Source organism: Bradyrhizobium sp. DOA9 (assembly GCF_000617845.2).
Lineage (GTDB): Bacteria > Pseudomonadota > Alphaproteobacteria > Rhizobiales > Xanthobacteraceae > Bradyrhizobium.
Map to the genome: position 1 here is coordinate 6,123,321 of NZ_DF820425.1, position 21,918 is coordinate 6,145,238.

14 protein-coding genes are annotated in these 21,918 nt (G+C 64.3%); 6 read left to right on the forward strand and 8 right to left on the reverse strand.

Features of this window, described 5'->3' with window-relative positions; genetic code table 11:
• The first annotated feature begins 110 nt into the window (after positions 1-110).
• The 3 genes from BDOA9_RS28940 (at position 111) to BDOA9_RS28950 (ending at position 9,653) form a co-directional block, all read left to right on the forward strand.
• Positions 111-5,945: an apolipoprotein A-IV repeat region-like domain-containing protein gene (locus tag BDOA9_RS28940; RefSeq protein WP_025037435.1), complete on the forward strand. Its 5,835-nt coding sequence runs from the start codon at positions 111-113 to the stop codon at positions 5,943-5,945.
• Between the two features lie 355 nt (positions 5,946-6,300).
• Positions 6,301-8,007, forward strand: coding sequence for a DUF262 domain-containing protein (locus BDOA9_RS28945; protein WP_025037436.1), 1,707 nt, complete (start codon positions 6,301-6,303; stop codon positions 8,005-8,007).
• Between the two features lie 209 nt (positions 8,008-8,216).
• Positions 8,217-9,653 carry a caspase family protein gene (locus BDOA9_RS28950; RefSeq protein WP_025037437.1) on the forward strand — a complete coding sequence of 479 codons (1,437 nt, stop codon included), beginning with the start codon at positions 8,217-8,219 and terminating at the stop codon, positions 9,651-9,653.
• A gap of 154 nt (positions 9,654-9,807) precedes the next feature.
• On the opposite strand, the gene BDOA9_RS28955 is transcribed toward BDOA9_RS28950, so the two are convergent.
• The 4 genes from BDOA9_RS28955 to BDOA9_RS28970 form a co-directional block, all read right to left on the reverse strand.
• Positions 9,808-10,242, reverse strand: a complete 435-nt coding sequence (locus BDOA9_RS28955) for a hypothetical protein (protein WP_025037438.1) — start codon at positions 10,240-10,242, stop codon at positions 9,808-9,810.
• A 530-nt stretch (positions 10,243-10,772) separates the two neighbouring features.
• Entirely contained in the window at positions 10,773-11,648 is an 876-nt protein-coding gene (locus BDOA9_RS28960) for an MlaD family protein (protein ID WP_025037439.1), read from the reverse strand.
• 24 nt (positions 11,649-11,672) lie between these two features.
• Positions 11,673-12,443, reverse strand: coding sequence for an ABC transporter ATP-binding protein (locus BDOA9_RS28965; RefSeq protein WP_025037440.1), 771 nt, complete (start codon positions 12,441-12,443; stop codon positions 11,673-11,675).
• 2 nt (positions 12,444-12,445) lie between these two features.
• Positions 12,446-13,579 (reverse strand): MlaE family ABC transporter permease, encoded by a 1,134-nt coding sequence (locus BDOA9_RS28970; RefSeq protein ID WP_025037441.1) that lies wholly within the window; start codon positions 13,577-13,579, stop codon positions 12,446-12,448.
• 131 nt (positions 13,580-13,710) lie between these two features.
• On the opposite strand from BDOA9_RS28970, the gene dgcA reads away from it, so the two are divergent.
• The gene (gene dgcA / locus BDOA9_RS28975; protein WP_025037442.1) at positions 13,711-14,706 is read left to right on the forward strand and encodes an N-acetyl-D-Glu racemase DgcA; all 996 of its coding nucleotides are present in this window, start codon (positions 13,711-13,713) and stop codon (positions 14,704-14,706) included.
• Here dgcA and BDOA9_RS28980 read toward each other — a convergent pair.
• On the reverse strand, positions 14,676-15,872 hold the full coding sequence (locus tag BDOA9_RS28980; protein ID WP_025037443.1) for an MFS transporter: 1,197 nt from the start codon (positions 15,870-15,872) through the stop codon (positions 14,676-14,678). The genes dgcA and BDOA9_RS28980 overlap by 31 nt on opposite strands.
• 75 nt (positions 15,873-15,947) lie before the next feature.
• Here BDOA9_RS28980 and BDOA9_RS28985 point away from each other — a divergent pair, with 75 nt between their 5' ends.
• A complete protein-coding gene (locus BDOA9_RS28985; RefSeq protein WP_025037444.1) occupies positions 15,948-17,396 on the forward strand; it encodes a hypothetical protein in 1,449 nt (482 codons plus the stop codon).
• Positions 17,397-17,674: 278 nt separating this feature from the next.
• Here the strand turns inward: BDOA9_RS28985 and BDOA9_RS28990 are convergent, their stop codons facing one another.
• On the reverse strand, positions 17,675-18,034 hold the full coding sequence (locus tag BDOA9_RS28990) for a hypothetical protein (RefSeq protein ID WP_042336877.1): 360 nt from the start codon (positions 18,032-18,034) through the stop codon (positions 17,675-17,677).
• 133 nt (positions 18,035-18,167) lie between these two features.
• Positions 18,168-18,611 carry an RbsD/FucU family protein gene (locus tag BDOA9_RS28995; RefSeq protein ID WP_025037446.1) on the reverse strand — a complete coding sequence of 148 codons (444 nt, stop codon included), beginning with the start codon at positions 18,609-18,611 and terminating at the stop codon, positions 18,168-18,170.
• Between the two features lie 165 nt (positions 18,612-18,776).
• Here BDOA9_RS28995 and BDOA9_RS29000 point away from each other — a divergent pair, with 165 nt between their 5' ends.
• The gene (locus BDOA9_RS29000) at positions 18,777-20,600 is read left to right on the forward strand and encodes a caspase family protein (protein ID WP_025037447.1); all 1,824 of its coding nucleotides are present in this window, start codon (positions 18,777-18,779) and stop codon (positions 20,598-20,600) included.
• 270 nt (positions 20,601-20,870) lie between these two features.
• On the opposite strand, the gene BDOA9_RS29005 is transcribed toward BDOA9_RS29000, so the two are convergent.
• Positions 20,871-21,854, reverse strand: a complete 984-nt coding sequence (locus BDOA9_RS29005) for a threonine/serine dehydratase (protein WP_025037448.1) — start codon at positions 21,852-21,854, stop codon at positions 20,871-20,873.
• Positions 21,855-21,918: the final 64 nt, after the last annotated feature.

The window sequence follows — 21,918 nt, forward strand, 5'->3', positions numbered from 1 at the left end:
GTGGGGACGGCTCGGAGATCCGCGCAAGCGGCATGATCCGGTCTGTGGGCTTGCGCAGCACGCAGGGCTCGCGGGGGGACGCGTACAAGTAACGAGGGCTCGGACTGAACATGGCGAACACTCCGAAAAAGGTCAAAGACCCCACAGAAGTTGCGCTTTCTGCGATCCAGGAAGCCCTGAACATCAGCGACACCGCGGCCGATACCAGCCGCAACGCCGCAATGCGCAACGAAACGGCGCCCCCGGTCCCGCCGGCCACGTCCCCGGTCTTCGACGAGCCGAGCTTCGAGCCGCGACCGGCCGCCAACGAACGGGCGACCGTGTTCGACCCGATCGAAGAGCCGCGCACCGCGCGCCGCGCCGCCAATGACGACCGCGAGACCATCGGCCAGCTGCTCCAGGCGCTTCAGAAGGGCCGCCCTGCCCGCAGCGTCTACACCTTCGCCACCGTCTTCGCCGGCATCTGGCTCGCCGCTTGCGCTGCGCTGACGGTCGGCTTCCTGCCCTCGATCCAGGCCGCCATGGGGCAGAGCGGCGGCGTGCTCGTCATCGCCGGCCTGGTTGCGATGTTCTTCGCGCCGATCATGCTGTTCTACTTCCTCGCCAGCCTCGTCTGGCGCGGCCAGGAAATGCGCATGATCGCGCAAGCGATGGCGCAGGTTGCGATCCGCTTCTCCGAGCCGGAAGGCTCGGCCGCCGATTCCATGGTCACCGTCGGCCAGGCCATCCGCCGCGAGGTCGCGGCGATGGGCGACGGCATCGAGCGCGCGATTGCGCGCGCCGGCGAGCTGGAGACGCTGGTTGCCAACGAGGTCGCCGCGCTCGAACGCGCCTATTCCGACAACGAGGTGCGCATCCGCGCTCTGCTTCAGGACATCGCACACCAGCGCGACAACCTGGTCGGCCAGGCCGAGCAGGTCCGCAGCGCCATTTCCGGCGTGCAGATCGACCTGCGCCACGACATCGCGCTGATCTCGGACGCGATCGCCTCGCGCGTCGACGAGGTCGCCAAGTCCATCACCGGCGCGCTGGAAGAGCGCGGCGCCCACATCACCAGCGCCTTGAGCAATGCCGGCGACAACATGATCCTGGCGCTCGGCGAGCGCGGCGGCGACCTGCTCGACCGCCTCGAGGAAGCCAGCAACGAGACCACGCGCGCCGTGCTCGACGCCAGCGAACGGCTGACCACCAGCCTCAACTTCAAGACCGGCCACGTCCATGACGAGTTCGTCGACCTCGCCGACCGCGTCCACGAGATGCTGAACGAGCGCATCGACCGCATCACCGGCGAGTTCGAGCAGCGCTCCGCCGCGATCGTCGACGGCATCTCCGAGCGTACCGAGCAGGTGCACGACAGCCTGAAGAACTCGTCGGACTCGCTGCTGCTCGAGCTCGAGCTGCGTTCCAACGACATCTCCGCCAAGATCGACGACGCCGGCAACCGCCTCGCCGGCCAGATCATGACGAGCGGCGACAAGGCCAGCGAGGCGCTCGACGCCACCGTCAACGCCCTGGTTGCCAAGGTCGTCAGCCAGACCGAGACCGCGCACGATTCGCTGTCGCTGCAGATGAGCGCGTTCGACGAGCTGGTGCGGAACCAGGGCACCGAGCTGGTCGAGAAGTTCGCCCGCGACTCCGGCACGCTGGGCGCGCTGATCACCCGCCACATCTCCGAGTTCGACCGCACCGTGAAGACCTTCGGCGGCGAGATCGTCGATCGCATGGGCCAGCGCACGCAGGACATCGCCGAGACGCTGAAGACCTATGTCGACAATTTCGACACCCGCTTCACGTCGAACGGCGGCCAGATCACGGCGGTGCTCGACCAGCGCCTCGCGCAGTTCGAGACCACGATCGGCGAACGCGTCGGCAATATCGACGCCTCGCTGAACGGCAAGATCGCCAGCCTCGACGGCACCATTCACGGCCACATCAGGACCTTCGACGAGCAGCTCGTCGGCCGCGTCGCCGCGCTCGAGCTCTCGTTCGACAGCCGCGCGAAGTCGATGACGGAGACCATCGACGGACGCATCAACACGCTGGCGGCCTCGCTGACCGACGGTGCCGCGCAGGCGATCCAGTCGATCGACTCCCGCCTCACCCACCTCACGACGTCGCTGACCGGCGGTGCATCGCAGGCCATCGAGACGATCGACGCACGCCTGAATCACCTCACGGCGTCGCTGACCGATGGTGCGTCGCAGACCATCCAGTCGATCGATACCCGCTTGACCCACCTCACGACGACGCTCACGGGCGGCGCGACGCAGGCGCTCGAATCCATCGACGCCCGCCTCACCTACCTGACCACCGCCGTGACCAACGGCGCTTCGCAGGCCGTGCAGTCGATCGACACCCGCCTGACGCTGCTGAGCTCGACGCTCACGGACGGCACCGCGCAGGCGATCGAGGCGGTCGACCGCCGCATCACCGGCGTCACCGAGGTCATCGACGGCCGCAGCACGCATCTGACCGACACGGTCACGGCGCGCTTCCAGGAGATCCAGCAGGCCATCGAGACCAAGGTCGGCTCGGTCGCCAGCGACATCGACGTGCGCGTGGCGCAGTTCGAGGACCTGCTCGGCTCGCGTGTCGAGGCCGTCGCCGGCCGCATCGAAAGCAGCGGACGCCAGGCCAGCGAGGACATGATGTCCCGCGCCGAGATGATCTCGACGGCGATCCGCTCGCATGTCGAGGACGCCGAGCGCTCGCTCACCAACCTCGTCGTCAACACCAGCGAGACGATCCAGACCGGCGCGCGCACCGCGCAGCAGTCGCTGCTGACGGTCTCCTCCGACGTCAACGCCCAGCTCAAGATGACCTCGGCCGAGGTCGAGCAGGCGCTGACCGCGGTCGGCACCGGTGCGGCGAGCTCGATCCTGTCCAGCGCCCGGGAGGCGCAGTCGTCCCTGATCGCCGCATCGGGCGATGCGTCCAGCCAGCTCAAGGGGCTCGCGGCCGACGTCGAACGCACGCTGACCGCGGCGGGCTCGGCGACCGCCGCCTCGATCCTGGCCGGCGCCCGCGAGGTGCAGACCACGCTGGTCACGGCCTCGTCGGATGCGGCCAACCAGGTCAAGACGCTCACCACCGACGTGCAGCGCTCGCTGACGCTGGCCGGAACCACGACCGCGGAGTCGATCGTTGCCGGCGCCCGCGATGCGCAGAGCGCACTGATTGCGGCCTCGACCGAGACCGCCAACCAGATCAAGGCGCTGTCGTCGGACGTGCAGCGTTCGCTCACGATGGCCGGCACCTCGACCGCCGAGATCCTCACCAGCGGCGCTCGCGAGGCTCAGAATACGCTCGTTGCCGGATCGACGGATGCGGCGGCGCAAGTCAAGTCGCTCGCGGCCGACGTGCAGCGTTCGCTGTCCATGGCCGGTACCTCGACCGCCGAGACCATCACCTCCGGCGCCCGCGAGGCGCAGAACATGCTGGTGACGGCCTCCTCCGAGGCGGCGAACCAGGTCAAGTCGCTCGCCGCCGAAGTGCATCGTTCGCTCTCGCAGGTCGGCCAGACGACCGCCGAGACAATCACCACCAGCGCCCGCGACGCCCAGACCACCCTGCTCACGGTCTCGGCCGAGCAGACCAGCCAGGTCCGTTCGCTCGCGGCCGAGATGCAGCGCGCGCTGGCGACCGCCGGCGGCGCCACCATCGAGGCGCTCACCAGCGGTGTTCGCGAGGCCCAGGGCTCGCTGATCTCCGCCTCGACCGATGCGGCGAGCCAGATCAAGTCGCTGACCACGGACATCGAGCGCACGCTGACCGCGGTCGGCGCCGACACCGCCTCGACCATCCTCAACAGCGCGCGTGAGGCCCAGATCTCGCTGACCTCGACCTCGGCCGACGCCGCGAGCCAGATCCGCACGATCTCGACCGAGATCGAGCGTACGCTGAGCGCGGCCACCGCCAACGCGACCAACGACATCCAGACCAGCGCGCTCAACGCCCAGAACGCGCTGATCTCCGCCTCCAACGAGGCGAGCTCGCGCGTCAAGTCGAGCTCGGCCGACGTCGAGCGTTCGGTGCTCGCCGCCAGCTCCAGCTTCGGCCAGGCCATGACCGGCAAGACCGACGAGATCGTCACCTATGTGCAGCAGCAGGCCGACCGCCTGTCGAACATGATCGACGCCAAGCGCGGCGCCCTGGTCGACGCGATCGGCTCCAAGACCAGCCAGCTCACGCTCGACATCGACCGTGTCACCTCCGACGCGCTGAAGTCGATCGAGACGCGCGGCCAGGCCTTCTCGCAGACCATGATGGGCAACGGCTCGGAAGTCGCCCGCACCATCAACGCGGCAAGCGAGGTCGCCACCAGCGCCGTCAGCAAGTCGCTCAAGGACCTCGAGCAATCCTCGCGTTCGGCGATCGACCAGTCGCGCCAGGTCTCGATTGCGGCCGTCACCGAGATGCAGGAGACCAGCAAGATCCTGCGCACCGACACGGTCGCCCTGTTCGAGCGCCTGCGCGAAGGCAACATCCTGCTGCAGGAGGTGCTGACCGGTGCGCACGACAACCTCAACTCGCTCGAGCGGGCGCTGGTGACCCGCGTCGCCGACTTCGTCTCGGCGATGAACGACGTCACCTCACGCAACGGCGCGGCGACGCAGAATCTGGAAGAGCAGCTCAACGTCTTCAACAGCAAGACCACGAAGGCGCTGCAGGATCTCGGCGAGCTGTCGACCCAGTTCGACAAGCACGGCCAGGCGCTGGTCGAGGCGGCGCAGGTGGTCGAGCAGAGCAACAAGAACACCACCGCCTCGCTCGCCGAGCGCAAGCAGGCGCTGGAATCGCTCGTCACCACGATCGACCTGCGCACGGCCGATCTCGACCAGCGGCTGTCGCGCTTCACCGGACTGCTCGATGAATCGCTTGCCGCGGCCGAAGAGCGCGCCCGCGACATCGCCCGCGTCGTCGCCGAGACCGCCGGCGCCGGCTCGGCCGCGATCACCCGCCAGTTCGAGGCGGTGCGCGCGGCGTCCGAAGAGGAGCACCGGCAGACCATCGAGGCGATGCACGACATCTACCGCCAGACCACCGACGAGGCGGATACGATGTTCAAGCAGTCGACCGAGAAGTTCACCAACCTCGTCGCCAGCATGAAGCAGATGGCCTTCGAAATGCACAACGAGCTCGAAGCCACCCGCAACGAGCTGCGCCGCGGCGTGCTCGAGATGCCGCAGGAGGCCGCCGAAAGCACGGCGCAGATGCGCAAGGTGATCGTCGACCAGATCGAGGCGCTCGCCGAGCTCAACCGCATCGTGGCCCAGCACGGCCGCGGGCTCGACGTCACCACGGCGGGCCGCGCCAGCGTGCAGCGCCAGGAAGAGCCGGTGCTGGCCGCCGTCGGCGGCCGGGCTCCGGAGACCCGCATGCGCGACATCGGCAGCGCCTCGACGCTGCCGCCGCCGGACCTCGGACTGCCGGCCGCGCGCCGCACCGAAGCGCCGCCGGTCGCGCCCGGCGGCAACGACCAGGGCCGTGACGGCTGGCTGTCGGACCTGCTGAGCCGCACCGACGCCAACCAGGCCGCGCCGGCCGGTCAGGCTCCCCGCGGCCGCGCCGCGCCCGCGCCGCAGCCGCCGGCGCCGCAGGCCAGCAGCAATCCGCTGGAATCGCTGTCGCTCGACATCGGCCGGCTGATGGACCGCAACCTCGCGGCCGAGATGTGGGACCGCTATCAGCGCGGCGAGAACAAGGCCTTCACCAAGCGCCTCTACACGCCCGCCGGCCAGAAGGCCTTCGACGAGGTCGCCCGCAAGTACCGCGCCGACCGCAACTTCAAGGGCACGGTCGACCGCTACGTCGCCGAGTTCGAGCGCCTGCTCGACGAAGTCGCCCGCGACGGCCGCGGCCCGCAGGAGCTGCGCAGCCACCTGATCTCGGAGACGGGTCTGGTGTACACCCTGCTCGCGCACGCGGCGGGCCGGCTGGGGTGAGCGCGACGGCTGAAAAGCGAGTAGAAAAGAAACGGAGGCCTCACGGCCTCCGTTTTTTGTTTGCTCGTCTCGTGCCCCGGACGCAGCGCAGCGCCACTTAGGCGGTGCGCTGAAGAGCCGGGGCCCATCTCGGGCATTGGACCGTCGTCCAACAAAAAGTGCGAAACAACCCCATGCACAGTAGCCACCGACAGAAAAATCAACATCTTACGGCGGCAACGACGCCGATTTGACTCGTCGGGCGAAACAGGAGCATAATGCTACTATTCCGAAATCCGGTAACGTCTTCCTTCTCATGTCGGGAGTCGATCGAGACCGGCGAACAGGTTCCATTTTTGGTTGAACGGAGCAGCGAATGGCCGGCGCGGGGATAGGAATTGCGATTGGCGAGTCTGGCATCGGCTCGGTTCTCAACCGGTATTCTCTCCAGGTACCCTTAAACCAGCGCTCTTATGCTTGGGAGGATCATCACGTTCGAACACTGCTTCAAGACTTCTCAAATGCGATTGCAAGTGAGAGCAAGACCTACTTCTTAGGTACAATCGTCCTGTCTCAAACCGCTGACAACCGTTGGGAGGTTGCCGATGGTCAGCAAAGGCTGGCAACAACAGCGGTTCTGATTTCGGCCATTCGCGATCATCTATTCGCAGGTACGCCGAACGAAAAGGAGGCATCCCAGAAGTACACGCAAAACTTCTTGCTCGAATTCGATGAGAACAGCGGCGAGCACGTTCCTAAGCTGCGCCTAAATGTGGAAGACAACGACTTCTTCGTTAGGAGCACCCTGCTCGCGCCCGACAATGAGCTGAGAGCCACAGCAAAGATCAAAACGGACTCTCACGATCGCCTGGCCGAAGCAGCTGCCATCTGTCGGCAGCATGTGCAGAATATTATCGCGCCGTATGCTAAGCCTGATCAAGCAAAGCGGCTATACGAATGGATTGCATTCTTGCGCGATAGCGCCGTAATCATTGAAATACGCGTACCTGATAGTTTCAACGCTTACACCCTGTTTGAGACGCTCAATGATCGCGGTCTTCGGGCATCTCAGGCCGACATTCTGAAGAACTACCTGTTCGGGAAGGCGCAAGATCGCCTCAGTGAGGTGGCCCCAAAATGGGCTGCTATGGCGAGTATCTTAGAGTCGCTGGATGTTGACGACCTACTACTAACTTTCCTCCGCCATTACTGGATTTCTCAGAATGGACCAACAATCGAAAAGGAACTTGCCGACAGGATCAGGGAAAAGATCATTGGTCGACAGCAGACGGTTGATATGGCTAATGCCTTGGCCACTTATTCGGTTGACTACGCCGCTCTATTCTCTCCGCTAGAGCATACGGGCTGGCCTACATTCGACAAGCAAACACGTGCGTACCTGTACATCATCACCCGCATTCTCCAGATTGAGCAAATTCGTCCGCTACTGCTCGCTATTGTTACCAACTTTGATCCAAAAGAAGCAACGCACGCTTTCAGGCTGTGCCTATCTTGGTCGGTGCGCTTCCTTATTGCCGGCGGAGGTGGTGGCGGTGTGCTTGACCGCCACTACGGCCTTCGCGCGAAAGAAATAACGAGCGGCGAGATTAAGAATGCCGCTGTGCTATCGGAGCGCATGAAGAGCGTGGTTAGAACCGATGCAGAATTTAGAGAAGGCCTCAAGCGCGCTCGAGTATCTAAGAAACATCTCGCGCGATACTATCTGAGAGCAATCGAACTGAGCCGCGCTGGCGAGGCACGAGCCGAGTTGGGCGGCATTCTGGAGGACACAGCGACGTATAATCTGGAACACATCATGCCGCTCAACCCAAGCGCTGGGTGGATCTTATCCGAGGAGACGATTCAGGCCTATTCAAAACGGCTTGGGAACATGACTCTCCTGGAGCCGACCATGAATGGCGATCTCGCGAATAAAATCTTCGCGGAGAAGCGAACCATCTACAAGACGAGCCCGCTACTTATCACTCGGGAGATCGCAGACTTTGCTAACTGGGGAGCGGATGAAATCGAAGAGCGCCAATCGGCGATGGCCGATGACGCTCTCAAGATTTGGACAATTTGATACAGCCATAGAGCGATGGATGCGCCCGGTACTGGTCAGAAGAGCACAGGGGCGAGCCAGCCAGACCCAAAAATATGGTCCGTCTGCTTGATATCGAAGGCGGACCATCGCCAGTCGAGCCCTAGCTGAGCCATCGCCCAGCTCTGGATGCTCCAATCTTACAATGCAACGGGATATCAAGACTAACCCTCACATCTAACAGCGATTCAATGGCAAACGCAGCAATTCTCGTCGGTAACGTTCAATACGACAGGCTCTCGAAACTAGAATGCTGCCACGATGACTTGCTGGCGATGAAGCAGTTGCTTGAGGCTACACAAAAGTACGAAGAGATTGCCATCATCGAGAACGCGGCCGCGGACTCACTCAAGTCGCAACTGCGAAGTGCGATGGATAGAATAGGAAACCCGGACGAGCTGTTCTTTTACTTCACGGGACATGGGCATCAACACGAGACTGAATTTTTTCATTGCGCGACCGATTTTGATTCCAGGAGGCCCAATCAGACCGGAATTTCAACGGAAGAACTGCATACTCTGTTGAGGCTGGCAGATGCACAGTTGGTCGTGAAGGTCATCGATGCGTGTTCTTCGGGCAAATTGTTGGTCAAATCCGAGGGTAGTTGGATTCCGCAAAGTAAGGACGGATTCAGAAACCTGATACAAATTGCCTCATGTCTTGATTCTCAAAATTCTTTGACCGGCAAACCCCTCAGCGTTTTCACGGAAAAATTTCGCGCGGCTACGCTTCGAAAGATTGAAGGGCCGATCTACTACACGGACATCATCAATACTCTGCGAGACGAATTTCTGGAGAATGACACTCAGACTCCATTTTTCGTCTCGCAGCACACCGCGCGTGAGCAATTTGTGGACGACGCGAGCAAGCTTGATGCCCTGCGAAAATCGCTCGAGGAGATTCGAGCCGGCGTGAGCATGCCGAGTGTCGCAACCCAAATTGCGCCCCTGCTGACTCTCGAAGATCGGCTGCGGGCGGCCGATGCGAAAGTGGTGACGCCCGATCTGTTATCTAAGTTCATCAACGAGTTCTTCGAGAACGTGATTGGTGCAGTCTCTGCAACGGAGTTCTCACAATTTTTCGATCTGGAAGTAACCGAGCATGACAGATTTCGCGAGTCCACTGCTGAAGAATTCATCATTCGTGTTATGTCGAAAGAGAAGCGCTCTGACAATTTCGTCACTGCGAAGCATACCCGCAAGCTACGAGGCAGCAACTTATTTGGGGCGGCTGCACTTCTGCGGCAATCAGGCTTCGGAGGGGACGGTATTTATGATGAGACCTGGGAACTGGAGCTGAACTGTGCGCTGACGCGAGCCCAGATCAAAGCAACTCTCACTCCCAAGTTTTACAATTTGCAGCGGATCGTTTTGGTGATCACCTGCGCGCCGAGTTTGGACAATTGCTATATTTTCGAAGTGGCTAGCCAACACATGCTGACCGACTTCGGCAAGTACGATCGGGATGGTATCGAAACGTCGCGACGGTGGTGGAAGATACATTGGAACGCTACAACAAACGGCGTCGTCGAGCAGATTGCCCGGAAGTTTGGAGAGACAGTGCGTACGCAGCTTGAAGAGGCGGAAAAGCGTCTGACACCCGAGCCCACAAGTCCCGCTCGATTGTAGCAGCCAAGTTTGGCGTCTACTCGATCGAGCGTCGCGTTGAGTGAAACGCGGAAGAAAAAGAAGTCGAGCACCACCAAGCCTAAAAAAGAATGCCGGGGTCAAACGATCCCGGCCTTCAATATCTTGTCATAGCTGCCCCCTTCGTCGCCGCAGATTAGATGCGACGGAAAGGCTTGATCTCAGCTTGTTGCTGTTTTGGTTCAGGCTCGGCACTACCGGCGCTGAGCTTGGCAAGATCTCCGATGGTAAGATCGGCCAGCTTGATCTCGCTCAGCACGCGCTTCTTCAAGGCTTCCGAGATTGTGAAACCCTGCTCCAAGAGATCCAAATCAAGCTCGCGGCCGTAGGATGCCATGAAGAGTTTGAAGATGTCTCTCTGCGAGAACGTCAGGTCCATCCGGTACGACCCTTGGTGCTTGAGGTCCTGCCCCCAAGCCACGGTGACCTCCCCAAACCGAGCAAACAATCCCGGAGAGTTCCAGTTGATGTAGCAGTATGGGTCGTCGCTTATTCGAAATTGAGAGAGGTCGTGGGTGGCCCACGTCTTGGTGCCCATATCTCGCCCCCATCCACGCGCCTTGATTTCCATCCTAGAACTCCTTGCTGTGTATAATTGATGCCCGACGCCGCTTCAGCCTGAAAAGCGGAACCTTACTTAGTATAATTGTTATTTTATTTCGAATCACACCTTCGCGACTGTCATTCCCGAGATAAACACAGCAAGGGGTATTATAGTAGCGAGGAGCGGTCGCTTCGCCTGCCTCAGGTTGCCGTCAAAATTGTTCGCGGCCCGGCTGATGTCGCCAAGCGTTCGATGCCTGCAGGCCAGAAGGCCTTCGACGAAGTCGCCCGCGACGGCCGCGGCCCGCAGGAGCTGCGCTGATCTCGGAGACGGGTCTGGTGTACACCCTGCTCGCGCATGCGGCGGGCCGGCTGGGGTGAGACCAAGCTCGCGAATGGCGAGTAGCGAATAGCGAATGAAAACGGAGGCCTCACGGCCTCCGTTTTTTGTTTGAGCTCGTCGTTGCACTGTGGCGACGAAGTAGATGCTGTCTCGGAGACAATTGCCGCCGCGGAGCTCTCTTCTTCCTTCTGCCTTTGCGCGAGAGGGGAAGAGTCCTACTGCCGTCTGCCGCTCGTGGCGGGCGCCGGTTTCGGCGGCTCCGGCGGCGGGGCTGGTTGCGATGAATTGCTGGCGCCGAACAGGACGCGGGTCGGGTTGCGGTCGAAATTGTTCACGGCGCGGCTGATGTCGCCGAGGGTGCGGCGGCCGTCGGCCATCAATGCACCCGAGCGCTTGTCGAAATCTTCGGCCAGTTCGCGGATCGACTTCACCGCCTGGAACAGCTCGCCGCCGTCCTTGCCGCCGGCCAGCGTGTTGAGGCCGAGCATGAGATTGTCGGCCTTGAGCATGACGCCGTCGACCTTGGCCATCACGCCGTCGATCTTCTCGGAATTGCGCGCCAGCGAGTTGGTGAAGGTCTCGAGGTTCTTCAGCGAGTTCTTCACCGATTCCTGATTGTCGGCGACGATCTTGTTGATGTTCTGCAGCGTGGCGCGGATCGCCTCGGTGACGTCCTGGAGCTTGTTGGGATCGGCGGTCAGCGTCGGGATGCCGTCCTGGTCGAGCGGCGGCGGGGCTGCGGCCTCTTCGCCGCCCTTGAGCGAGATCGCGGCAACGCCGGTGAGGCCCTGGAATTCGAGGCCGACCAGGGTGTCCTTGCGGATCGGAGCGTTGTTCTCGATCATGGCGAGTGCGACAACCCGCCGCGGGTTGTCCAGCTTCACCGAGACCACCTCGCCCACCCTGATACCGTTGAAATTGACGCTGCCGCCGTTGCGCAGGCCGGCCGCCGGGCCCTCGAACACCACGCGCAGCGGGCTGCGCTGCTTGGTGGTGTGCAGCGACTGAAACCACAGCACGAAGCCGATCGCCGCGGCGATCACCGCCAGCGTGAACGAGCCGATCAATATGTAATTCGCCCGCGTTTCCATCAGGTGCTCCGGCTACCCAGCTACTCAACCCATGACCGCGCGGGCGCGCTTGCCATGGAAATACTGCCTCAGCCAGGGATGCTGCGAGGCCTGCATGTCGGCGATCGACCCTGCCGCAATGATCTTACCGTTCCCTAAAACGGCGATGCGGTCGCATGCGGTGTACAGGCTGTCGAGATCGTGGGTTACCATGAAAACGGTCAGCCCCAAAGTGCGCTGAAGGGTCCGGACCAGCTCGTCGAAGTCGCCGGCGCCGATCGGGTCGAGCCCGGAGGTCGGCTCGTCGAGGAAGACCAGGTCGGGGTCGAGCGACAGCGCGCGCGCCAGGGCCACGCGCTTGATCATGCCGCCGGAGAGCTCGGACGGGAAGCGCTCGGCGACCTCGGGCTTGAGGCCGACCATGGTGAGCTTGGCCATGGTGATCTCGTCCATCAGCCGCTGCGAGACGCGTAAGTATTCGCGCATCGGAAACTGGATGTTCTGCCGCACGGTCAGCGAGGAGAACAGCGCGCCCTGCTGGAACAGGACGCCCCAGCGCCGCTCGACGTTGCGCCGCTGCGACGTGCTGGAGGAATCGAGGTCGACGCCGAACACTTCGATCGAGCCTGCGACCTTCGGCACCAGGCCGATGATGGTGCGCGTCAAAACGGACTTGCCTGCGCCGGAGGGGCCGACGAAGCCCAAAATCTCGCCGCGCTTGACGTCGAGGTTGAGCCCGTCCAGCACGCGCGTCGCGCCGAACTGCACGGTGATGTCGCGGACGCGGATGATCGGATCTTGAATCTCGGCTGCCATCGTCACATCCCGATCGAGGCGAAGAAGATGGCGAAGATGCCGTCCATGACGATGACGAAGAAGATGCCCTTCACCACCGACGCCGTGGTGTGCTGGCCCAGCGATTCCGCGCTGCCCTGCACGGCGAGCCCTTCGACGCAGGCGACGATGCCGATCACGGCGGCCATCACCGGCGCCTTGACGATGCCGACGATGAAATGATCGATCGAGATGGCGTCGCGCAGGCGCAGCAGGAAGGCCTCGGGCTGCACGCCGCCATAGAGCCAGGCCACCAGACCGCCGCCATAGAGCGCGGCCATGGCGCCGAGGAACGCGAGGATCGGCAGCGCCAGCACCAGCGCCATCATGCGCGGCAGCACCAGCACCTCGATCGGGTCGAACCCCATGGTGCGCAGCGCGTCGATCTCCTCGCGCATCTTCATCGAGCCGAGCTCGGCGGTGTAGGCGCTCCCCGAACGGCCCGCGACCATGATCGCGACCAGGAGCACGCCGATCTCGCGCAGCACCAGCACGCCGAGCATGTCGACGACGAAGATGTCGGCGCCGAATCTTCGGAAATGGAAGATGCCCTGTTGCGCGATGATGCAGCCGATCAGGAAGGTGATCAGCACGATGATCGGCACCGCGCGCCAGCAGACCTGCTCCATGTGATGCACGGTCGAGGTCAGGCGGAACGAGCGCGGATGGACCAGAACGCGAAACCACGCCGCGAGCACGGCGCCGAGCATGTCGACGAGGCCCGCCACCGTGCCGGCGACGCCGGCCACGGCCCGGCCGATCTGCTCCAGCATGCCGGAAATGGTAATCGGGTCGTTGTCGACCGCGGCCGCCGCCCTGACTCGCCGCACCTCGTCCACGAGGCTGGAATAATTGGCGGAGAGGCCCGCGATCTGCGCTTCGACGGCACCTTGTGTCAGGCTGCGGCGCAGCCGCTCGATCAGCCAGGCGCCGAACGTGTCGAGCTTGGCGACCTCGGAGACGTCGATGAAGATGCTTTGCGGGGTGCCTGCGAGCTTCTCGGCATCAGCCACCATCCGCTCCAGGACCGGCGCAAAGCTCGCAGTCCAGGTGCCGGTGGCGCACAGTGCCAGCGCGTTGCCCTTGGCAATCCGTTCCAGCTTCGGATCGCCACTCATGTCCGCTCCCGTGCCGGGGCGGAGAAAATCAGATGGTTGCGCACGCGCCCTTACCCAGAGAAGGTATCCCCAAGGGGTTAATGTTAGTTGCTAGAGGTAACTAGCAGGTTCAGATTTCGCCAGAGTTCAAAATGACTTCCAGCAAACTTGTGTCTCTGGCGGCGCGAATCGAGCGCTTCCCGATCGCCGGCAGCTTTACCATCAGCCGGGGCGCCAAGACCGAGGCCGTGACCGTCGTGGCGGAGGTCAGCCGGGGCGGCCTGACCGGCCGCGGCGAGTGCGTGCCCTATCCCCGCTACGGCGAGACGCCGGAGGCGACGCAGGCCGCGATCCAGGCCATGCAGGAGGCCGTCGCGGGCGGGCTGACGCGAGAGGCCCTGCAGGCCGCCATGCCGTCAGGCGCGGCCCGCAACGCCCTGGATTGCGCCCTGATCGACCTTGAGGCCAAGGCGGCCGGCTTGCGCGCCTGGAACCTGCTGGGCCGCCCGGCGCCAGCGGAGCGCACCACGGCCTACACGATTTCGTTAGGGACGCCTAAGGCCATGGCCGCGGCGGCCGCCAAAGCGGCGCACCGTCCGCTGCTCAAGATCAAGCTCGGCGGCGACGGCGATCCGGAGCGCATCGCGGCCGTGCGCAAGGCCGCCCCTGAAGCCGAGCTGATCGTCGATGCCAACGAGGCCTGGAGCGAGGCCAGCCTCGAACACAATCTCGCTGCCTGCGCCGCTTCCGGCGTCACCCTGGTGGAGCAGCCGCTGCCGGCAGGCAGAGACGAGGCGCTGGCATGGATCAGGCGCCCGCTCTCGGTCTGCGCCGACGAGAGCGTGCACGACCGCAAGTCGCTGGCGCCTTTGCGCGAACGCTACGATGCCGTGAACATCAAGCTCGACAAGACCGGCGGCCTCACCGAGGCGCTGGCCATGGCCGATGCCGCCCAGGCGCTCGGCTTCGAGATCATGATCGGCTGCATGGTCGCGACCTCGCTGTCTATGGCGCCCGCGATGCTGGTGACGCCGCAGGCGCGCTTCGTGGATCTCGACGGCCCCTTGCTGCTGGCGCGCGACCGCGACCACGGTCTGCGTTACGACGGCAGCCTGGTCTACCCGCCGGACGCTTCGCTCTGGGGCTGAGCCATGAGCCGATGCCGCGCCGACCAGATCAGGATGGCACCGGCAGCAGCCATCGCGGCCATGACGTAATAGACACCATCGCCGATGCGGGCATAGATCGCGCCTGATGCGATCGACGTCGCCGCGCCCAAAAGCCCGTTGCAGGCGGCGTAATAGCCCTGCCCGCGCGCGATCTGATGCGACGGCACGCGCTGCACCAGGAGGTTCATGGTGCCGAGGATGGTCATGCCGAAGCTGAAGCCGTGGCCGAGTTGGGCGATCGCCAGCAGCACGAGCGGCGGCTCGCTCGCGGTGATGATCCAGCGCAGCACGGCGATCGCGCCGCCGATCGCCATCATCGTGGACGGATGCAGCGAAAAGCGCGGCGACAGCGCGAACACCACGATCTCGGCCATCACCCCCAGCGTCCACAGCACCGCGATGGTCAGCCCGCTGATGCCATGGAGCTGCCAGTTGATGGCCGAGAAGGTGTAGAAAGCGATGTGGCTGCTCTGGATCAGCGCGGCCGATGCGATCACGGCCCAGAAGCCGGCATCGCGCAGCAGCGCCCTGCCGGCGTGCCGCTCCGGCGTCCGCCGCCCGAGATCGTGGAGCGGCTGCAGCAGCATGCTGGCGAGAACCGCAACGACGGCCCAGGCCACGATGACCCAGATCAGCTCGCGCGGAGCAATGACGTCGACGAGATAGCCGCAGGCGAGCGAGCCGGCGGCAAACGCCGCCGAGCCCCATAGCCGCAAGGGTCCGTAGTCGAGGCCGTAGCGCGCGACACCGCGCAGCGCATAGGCATCCGTCAGCGGCATCGTCGGCGTCCACATCATGCAGGTCAGCGCGTAGATCAGGAACAGCGCCAGCGGCTGCTGCTGCAGGCCGACGACCGAAAACCCGATCGCGGTCGCCAGCACCGACACCATGATGCCGGCGCGAATGGCATGCCGCTTTTCGGCAAAGGCCGTGACCTGCGGCAGCGTGGTGAAGCGTGTGATCGCCGGCAGTGCGTTGATGATGCCGATCCAGGCCGCGTCGATGCCGATCGCCTTCAGCCAGACCGGGAAGAACGGCATATGCGTGCCCAGAACCGCAAAGAAGGCCGAATAGAACACGGCGAGGCTCACGGCGAATCGCCGCTTCGTCGCTGCCGCGATGGGGATTTGTGATTCGGACTGCATCAAACCAATTGCGATTCGGTCGATATCGTGGTGATCGTTACAGTAACGCGCACTGATTTGCGCGACGAGATTGTCATGGCCAACGAAGCATTCGCCCTCTCGCCCATGTCTGCCCGCGCGGCCGAGCCGAACGAGCAGGATTACGACGCGATCCGCGAAGCCTTCATGGAGACCGCGCGCGGCCGCTGGTTCCTCGGCGAATATGCCAAGCGCAACCGCAACGCCGACACGAGCATGGTGCTAGATGCGGTCGCCAGAATCGAGGAAACCCTTGCGGCGCAGCGGCAGCCGGTGGTCGAGGACCGCCTGCCCGAGGCGCTGGTCGAGATCCGCCGCGCCATCCGCGAGGCCGAGACGATTGCACTCGCCGCGTTCGATCCCGGCGCCATCGAGGCTGGTCTCGCGCCGATCCCGCGCGGGGTGCGCATCATCAAGGAGATCTCCTGGCGCTGGCGCGAGATCGGCGCCGACGGGCGAATCTGCGACCTCATTGATTCGCAGCTGGCCTCGATCGAGGCTGCCTGCGGGCAGATCTCGACCCTGGATCCCCGTGTCGAGCTCAAGGCTGCGTTCGATCTCTTGAAGGATCGGGTCGAGCAGCTCGACGGCGACGCAACGCCGCAGGCCGCGGCCGCTCCGGCGCAGGAGGCGCCGTCATCGGTCGCAGCAGCCTCGCCCGTCGAGACGGAGCCGGCGGCGATGGCGGGCGCTGCGCCCGTGGCATTTACGGAGACGCGCGAAGAGATCGCACCAGCTCCGGAAGCCGAGGCGGCCGTCGAAGCAACGGCCGTCGCTGAAGCCGCCGCCATGGCCGGGCAGGCCATGGACGCGGCTGCCGCCGAGGGGATCGCGGCCGACAGCCGGATCCCTGCCGAAAGCGCGGCGCTCGAAAACGTCGCGCCTGAAGATGCCGGGCTCGAAACCGTCGCGTTTGAAGAGCCGGCCGCCGAGCCGGAGGCCTTGACGGAAGCAGGCGAGGAGTTCTCGCTCGACGCCGCAGCCGAGGCCGAGGACGAAGCCATCCTCGAGGCCATCGCGATGGAGATGGCCGCGCCCGATCCCGACTTCGACGAGATCATCGAGCCGGTCGAGATGGCGGCGGCAACACCGGAGCCGGTGCCCTCGGATGTCGTTGCGCCCATTGCCACTCCGGAGCCGGTCGCAGCCGAGCCGTGCGTCGCAGCCGTCGCCGAAGAGTCCGCCGCGGACGCGCCGATCGCGTTGGACTCGCTTGCGCGCCTCACCGACGCCATCGCGGAAGCCGCCGCCGAGGTGATGGAGCAGCAGGTTCCGGCCATGGCGGCGGCAGCATCGTTGGCGGCAGCGCCGACCGCGACGCTGCCGATGCCCTCGCCCATGTCTTTGCCCATGTCTTCGCCCCTGCCCGCGTCCATGCCCGAGGCCTCGCTCGGCGCCACCATCCTCGCCAGCGGCATCCTGCAAAAACCGCGCGCTCCAGCCAACGACCCGCTCGCCCCCATCCGCCGCATGACCCAGGCCGAGAAGATCGCGTTCTTTTCGTGAGCGACGACGCGCACTCACGTGTCCCGGACAAGCTGCAACGCCTACGGCGTTGCGGCGCAGAGCCGGGACCCAGGAACCACAAATTCCGCTGCAACATGGGCCCCGGCTCTGCAGCGCACCGCTGAAGAAGCGCTGCGCTGCGTCCGGGGCACGAGAGTCGGATTCGATGCCACTCTCTCCACAGCGTCATTCTGGATTGCTTCGCGGAGCCTGTCATCGGGCCGCGCTATGCGCGGACCCGTTGGCTCGCAATGACGCGTGGCGCCGTCAGCGCCTCATTACCCGCAATTCCAGATCGGACCGATCGGCGTGCGCGTCCAGCACGGGCCAAAGCTGCCGCCGTTGTAGCGGCCGCCGTTGAATCCGGGACGGCCGAAATAGTGCCACTCGCCGTCCCAGCGATAATATTGCGGAACCGGGTCGATGTACCAATGGCGGCGTTCAGTCCGCGCGAGACGCCGCATGGCGTCTTTCTGCTTGTAGAGCGGGATGCTGTTGCTGAGCGGCTGCCGATAGCCCGGCAGGAAGCCGTAGCCCTTCCAGACCGGCTTGGAACGCTTTTGCACGGGCTCGGCGGGCGCGACAGCGGGCAGCAGCGACAGGACGACAGCAACGAATAGACACAGAAGGCGAGACATGAATCGACGATAGACGCTCGCCTGCCGGAAGACCATTCAAATTCGAGTGCTGGCCGATGGTCGCGCGGGATCATCGCATATGATGATCGCATCCGCCTTGCATCCCGCGTTGCGCCGATCGAGCGCAGCTCCACTAGCTGATCACGCCCTTCCTGATCAGGAAGCAGCCATAGCCCCTGCTGTCCCCAACCTGCACGACGCCAAAGCCTGCAGCCGCCGCGCGATAGAAGTCGGGACGCGCGAGCTTGCCGGGCGTGACCGGCCGGCCAGCGGCACGCGCGATCTCCGCGAGCACCGCGCGCTGCACCTCGGGCACCCGGTCGGGATCGTCGACCGGCATCATCACACGCACCGGATCGGGATCGAAATCGTCGAGTGGGTAGACCGACATGATGGCGCGGATGGCGACCTCCATCGTCATGCCCGGCAGATGGATCAGGCGCTGCGACGAGGTGCTGTGCGCGATGCGAGTGGCGGGGTGATTGGCATCGACGAACACGAGGTCGTCGCCATGGCCCATCGCGGCGAGCAGCCAGAGCAAATCGGGGGTGAGGATCGGATCGATCGATTTCAGCATGTGGCGGACGTTCTCCCAATCGATCGCTAACCATAGCAGGTTCCGAGCGTGATCCAGATCACTGAGACGACGATGGTGACAGGGATCACGGACCGCAAGGCTCGAACGCAGTCAAGCTGGCGCGCAACCAATCTCGCATCGAGATCAGTGCCAGAGGAGCACGCCATGTTCCGCCTAAAGCCCTTTTTCATGACAGCGAGCCTGTTGGGAAGCCTGTTCGGCTTCGCCTGCGGACCGGTTTCCGCGCAAGTTGCCCCGGTGCAGCCCGCCCCCACCGCGCTGCAAGGCCCGGAGCAGCGGGTGGCGCTGGTGATCGGCAATGCGAACTACCAGAACGCGCCGCAGCTAGCGAACCCCGACGATGACGCCCAATCGGTGGCGCAGTTCCTGAATTCCGCCGGCTTCGAAGTGGTCGCCGCGACCGACTTGACCCAGAACGACATGCTCCGCGTCGTCCAGGACTTTTCCGCCAAGGTCGCCTCGCGCGGTCCGAACACGGTGGCGATGGTCTATTACGCCGGTCACGGCGTGCAGCTCGCCGGCGAGAACTATCTCGTTCCGGTCGACGCCAAGGTCTCCAGCCCCACCGAGCTCGTCAACAATTCGGTGCGCCTCGTCGACGTGATGTCGACGCTGGAGACGATCCCGAGCCGGATGCGGATCGTGATCCTTGATGCCTGCCGCAACAACCCGTTCCCCGAAGTCAACGACGCCGGCCGCGGCCTTGCGATCGTCGATGCCCCGAACGGCTCGATCGTCGGCTACTCGACCGCGCCGGGCGCCGAGGCGCTCGACGGCACCAATGGCCACAGCCCGTACACGCAGGCCTTCCTGAACGTCGCGCGCGAGCCCAACGTGCCGATCGAGCAGCTGTTCAAGCGCGTGCGCCTGCAGGTCAACCAGACCACCAGTGGCGCGCAGATCCCGTGGGAGAGCTCTTCGCTCACCAGCGACTTCACCTTCTTCGGTGACACAGCCGTTGCCGCCAACCGCGCGCCGGTGAAAGCGCCGGTCGTGCAGATGGCCTCCAATTTGCCGAGCCGCTCCACCCGCCAGGCCTATGACTACGTCGTGTCCGAGGGCCGGCCGGAGTACTATCAGGAGTTCATCCGGATGTACCCGCACGACCCGCTGTGCGACCACATCCGCTGGCTGCTGAACAACATCCTGATCTCGCAGGCCTGGCACAAGGCGGTGCTCGCCAATTCGCCGCTCGCCTACAAGAGCTTCTATGACAGCTACGGCAACAGTCCCTATGCGCAGGTCGCGCTGAAGCTGCAGGTGCAGCCGAAGCAGATCCCGCTGATGCAGGCGACCAAGTTCCTGGCGCCGCAGAACATTGCCCCGACGCTCAAGATCGGCAATCTCGGCCAGCCCAAATACATGCCGCTGATGCAGCAGGGCAATGGCGCGCAGGTGAATGGCAATCTGCCGGTCGTGCAGAAGCCGGTCGACGGCAACGTCCTCGGCAAGCTCGGCAATGGCGGCCAGGTCGTCACCCTGCCTGCCGGCAACAACCAGCCGAACCAGCAGAACGGCATGCCGTCGCAGACCCCGGGCAAGATCGTCACCCTGCCCGCGCCGACCAATACCGCCAACGGCAAGGTCGGCATCGGCAAGATCGTGACGCTGCCTGCGACCAACAATCCGCAGAACGGCGGCGACAAAGCCGGCACGACCCAGGGCTCTCCGCCCAAGATCGTGAGCATGCCGGTGAATGTCGGCAAAGGCGGCACCCGGATCGACGCGAAGCCGGTCAACGTTCAGACGCAGAACCAGCCGATCCGCGTCAACAACGGCAACACCGGCATCGTGAACCCCAACACTATCCCGGTCAGCAAGGTGCAGACCAACGTGCAGACCAACCGCCCGCAGCTCAACACGGTGCCGAACCGCATGGTCAGCAGCAACAACAACTTCCGGCAGTCGATGAACCAGGCGCCCAGCATGAACAATGGCGGCAACCGTCGCGGCGGCTTCATGCACTGATTGCACGCGCCGCGCGCACGGCAAAGAGGCAGAGTGGAAACGCTCTGCCTCTTCTTCGTTCCGGAGATTGGCGAGGCGTAGCGATCTGTTGCCGAGATGTACACCTCTCCCCAGCGGGGAAAGGTCGGATTGCGCAGCAATCCGGGTGAGGGGCCGCAGCGCCCGGTGAGACCGTAACCCCTCACCCGGATCGCATCTTGCGATGCGACCCGACCTCTCCCTTCGGGAGAGGTGGACCGAGCTCAACCACTCGCACTGTTTAAGCAGAGATCAGGCGACCAGCTCCGCGAACAGATCCGCGTCGACATTGCCGCCCGACAGCACGATGACGACGTTCTTGCCGGCGACATCGAGGCGGCCCGCCAGCAGCGCGGCGAGGCCGACGGCACCGCCCGGTTCCACCACCAGCTTCAGCTCGCGATAGGCGAAGGCAACGGCCGCGCCGACTTCCTTGTCCGACGCCGTGACGCCGCGCGCGAGCAGCTTGCTGTTGATCGCAAACGTCATCTCGCCGGGCATCAGGGCCATCAGCGCATCGCAGATGGTGCGGCCGGCCGGCGGATGCGGCTCGCGGTGGCCTGAGGTCAGCGATATGCCGTGATCGTCGAAGGCCTCGGGCTCGGCCACCACGATCTCGGCTTGCGGATAGCGCGCCTTCACGGCCGTGGCGACGCCCGCGATCAGGCCGCCGCCGGAGGCCGGCGCCACCACGATGTCGGGGCTGAGCCCGAGCGTTGCCATGTCTTCCGCGATCTCGCGGCCGGCGGTGCCCTGCCCTGCGATCACCAAGGGATCATCGTAGGGCTTGACCAGCGTCGCGCCGCGCTTCTCGGCGATGCCGCGCGAGATCGCCTCGCGATCGTCCTTGTCGCGGTCGTACAGCACGACTTCGGCGCCGTAGGATTTGGTGCGCTCGCGCTTCGACAGCGGCGCGTCCGCCGGCATCACGATGGTCGCCTGCATCTCCAGGATCTTTGCGGCCGCCGCGACGCCCTGCGCGTGGTTGCCGGAGGAGAACGCGACGACGCCGCCGGCGCGCTTGTCCTGCGGGATCGAGAACACCTTGTTGAAGGCACCGCGGAACTTGAAGGAGCCGGTGCGCTGGAGCATCTCCGGCTTCAGGAACACTTTCGCGCCGACGCGTTCGTTGAGCACGGGGAAGGACAACAGCGGGGTGCGGATGGCGTAAGGCGCGATCACGCGCGCTGCGGCATCGATGTCGGCAGGGCCGACTGGAAGGAGCTGCTCGGTCATGGCGGAATGTTATCGCGGCCGATCAGGCCCGGGCAAGACACCTCCGCGAGAGTATTCTTCCCCC

Excerpts from the sequence above, each read along its gene's own strand:
- BDOA9_RS28950 (WP_025037437.1), top strand. The coding sequence starts at position 8,217 with ATGGCAAACGCAGCAATTCTCGTCGGTAACGTTCAATACGACAGGCTC.
- BDOA9_RS28980 (WP_025037443.1), bottom strand. The coding sequence starts at position 15,872 with ATGCAGTCCGAATCACAAATCCCCATCGCGGCAGCGACGAAGCGGCGA.
- BDOA9_RS28995 (WP_025037446.1), bottom strand. The coding sequence starts at position 18,611 with ATGCTGAAATCGATCGATCCGATCCTCACCCCCGATTTGCTCTGGCTG.
- BDOA9_RS29005 (WP_025037448.1), bottom strand. The coding sequence starts at position 21,854 with ATGACCGAGCAGCTCCTTCCAGTCGGCCCTGCCGACATCGATGCCGCA.
- BDOA9_RS28970 (WP_025037441.1), bottom strand. The coding sequence starts at position 13,579 with ATGAGTGGCGATCCGAAGCTGGAACGGATTGCCAAGGGCAACGCGCTG.
- dgcA (WP_025037442.1), top strand. The coding sequence starts at position 13,711 with ATGACTTCCAGCAAACTTGTGTCTCTGGCGGCGCGAATCGAGCGCTTC.
- BDOA9_RS28985 (WP_025037444.1), top strand. The coding sequence starts at position 15,948 with ATGGCCAACGAAGCATTCGCCCTCTCGCCCATGTCTGCCCGCGCGGCC.
- BDOA9_RS28940 (WP_025037435.1), top strand. The coding sequence starts at position 111 with ATGGCGAACACTCCGAAAAAGGTCAAAGACCCCACAGAAGTTGCGCTT.
- BDOA9_RS29000 (WP_025037447.1), top strand. The coding sequence starts at position 18,777 with ATGTTCCGCCTAAAGCCCTTTTTCATGACAGCGAGCCTGTTGGGAAGC.
- BDOA9_RS28965 (WP_025037440.1), bottom strand. The coding sequence starts at position 12,443 with ATGGCAGCCGAGATTCAAGATCCGATCATCCGCGTCCGCGACATCACC.
- BDOA9_RS28955 (WP_025037438.1), bottom strand. The coding sequence starts at position 10,242 with ATGGAAATCAAGGCGCGTGGATGGGGGCGAGATATGGGCACCAAGACG.
- BDOA9_RS28945 (WP_025037436.1), top strand. The coding sequence starts at position 6,301 with ATGGCCGGCGCGGGGATAGGAATTGCGATTGGCGAGTCTGGCATCGGC.
- BDOA9_RS28990 (WP_042336877.1), bottom strand. The coding sequence starts at position 18,034 with ATGTCTCGCCTTCTGTGTCTATTCGTTGCTGTCGTCCTGTCGCTGCTG.
- BDOA9_RS28960 (WP_025037439.1), bottom strand. The coding sequence starts at position 11,648 with ATGGAAACGCGGGCGAATTACATATTGATCGGCTCGTTCACGCTGGCG.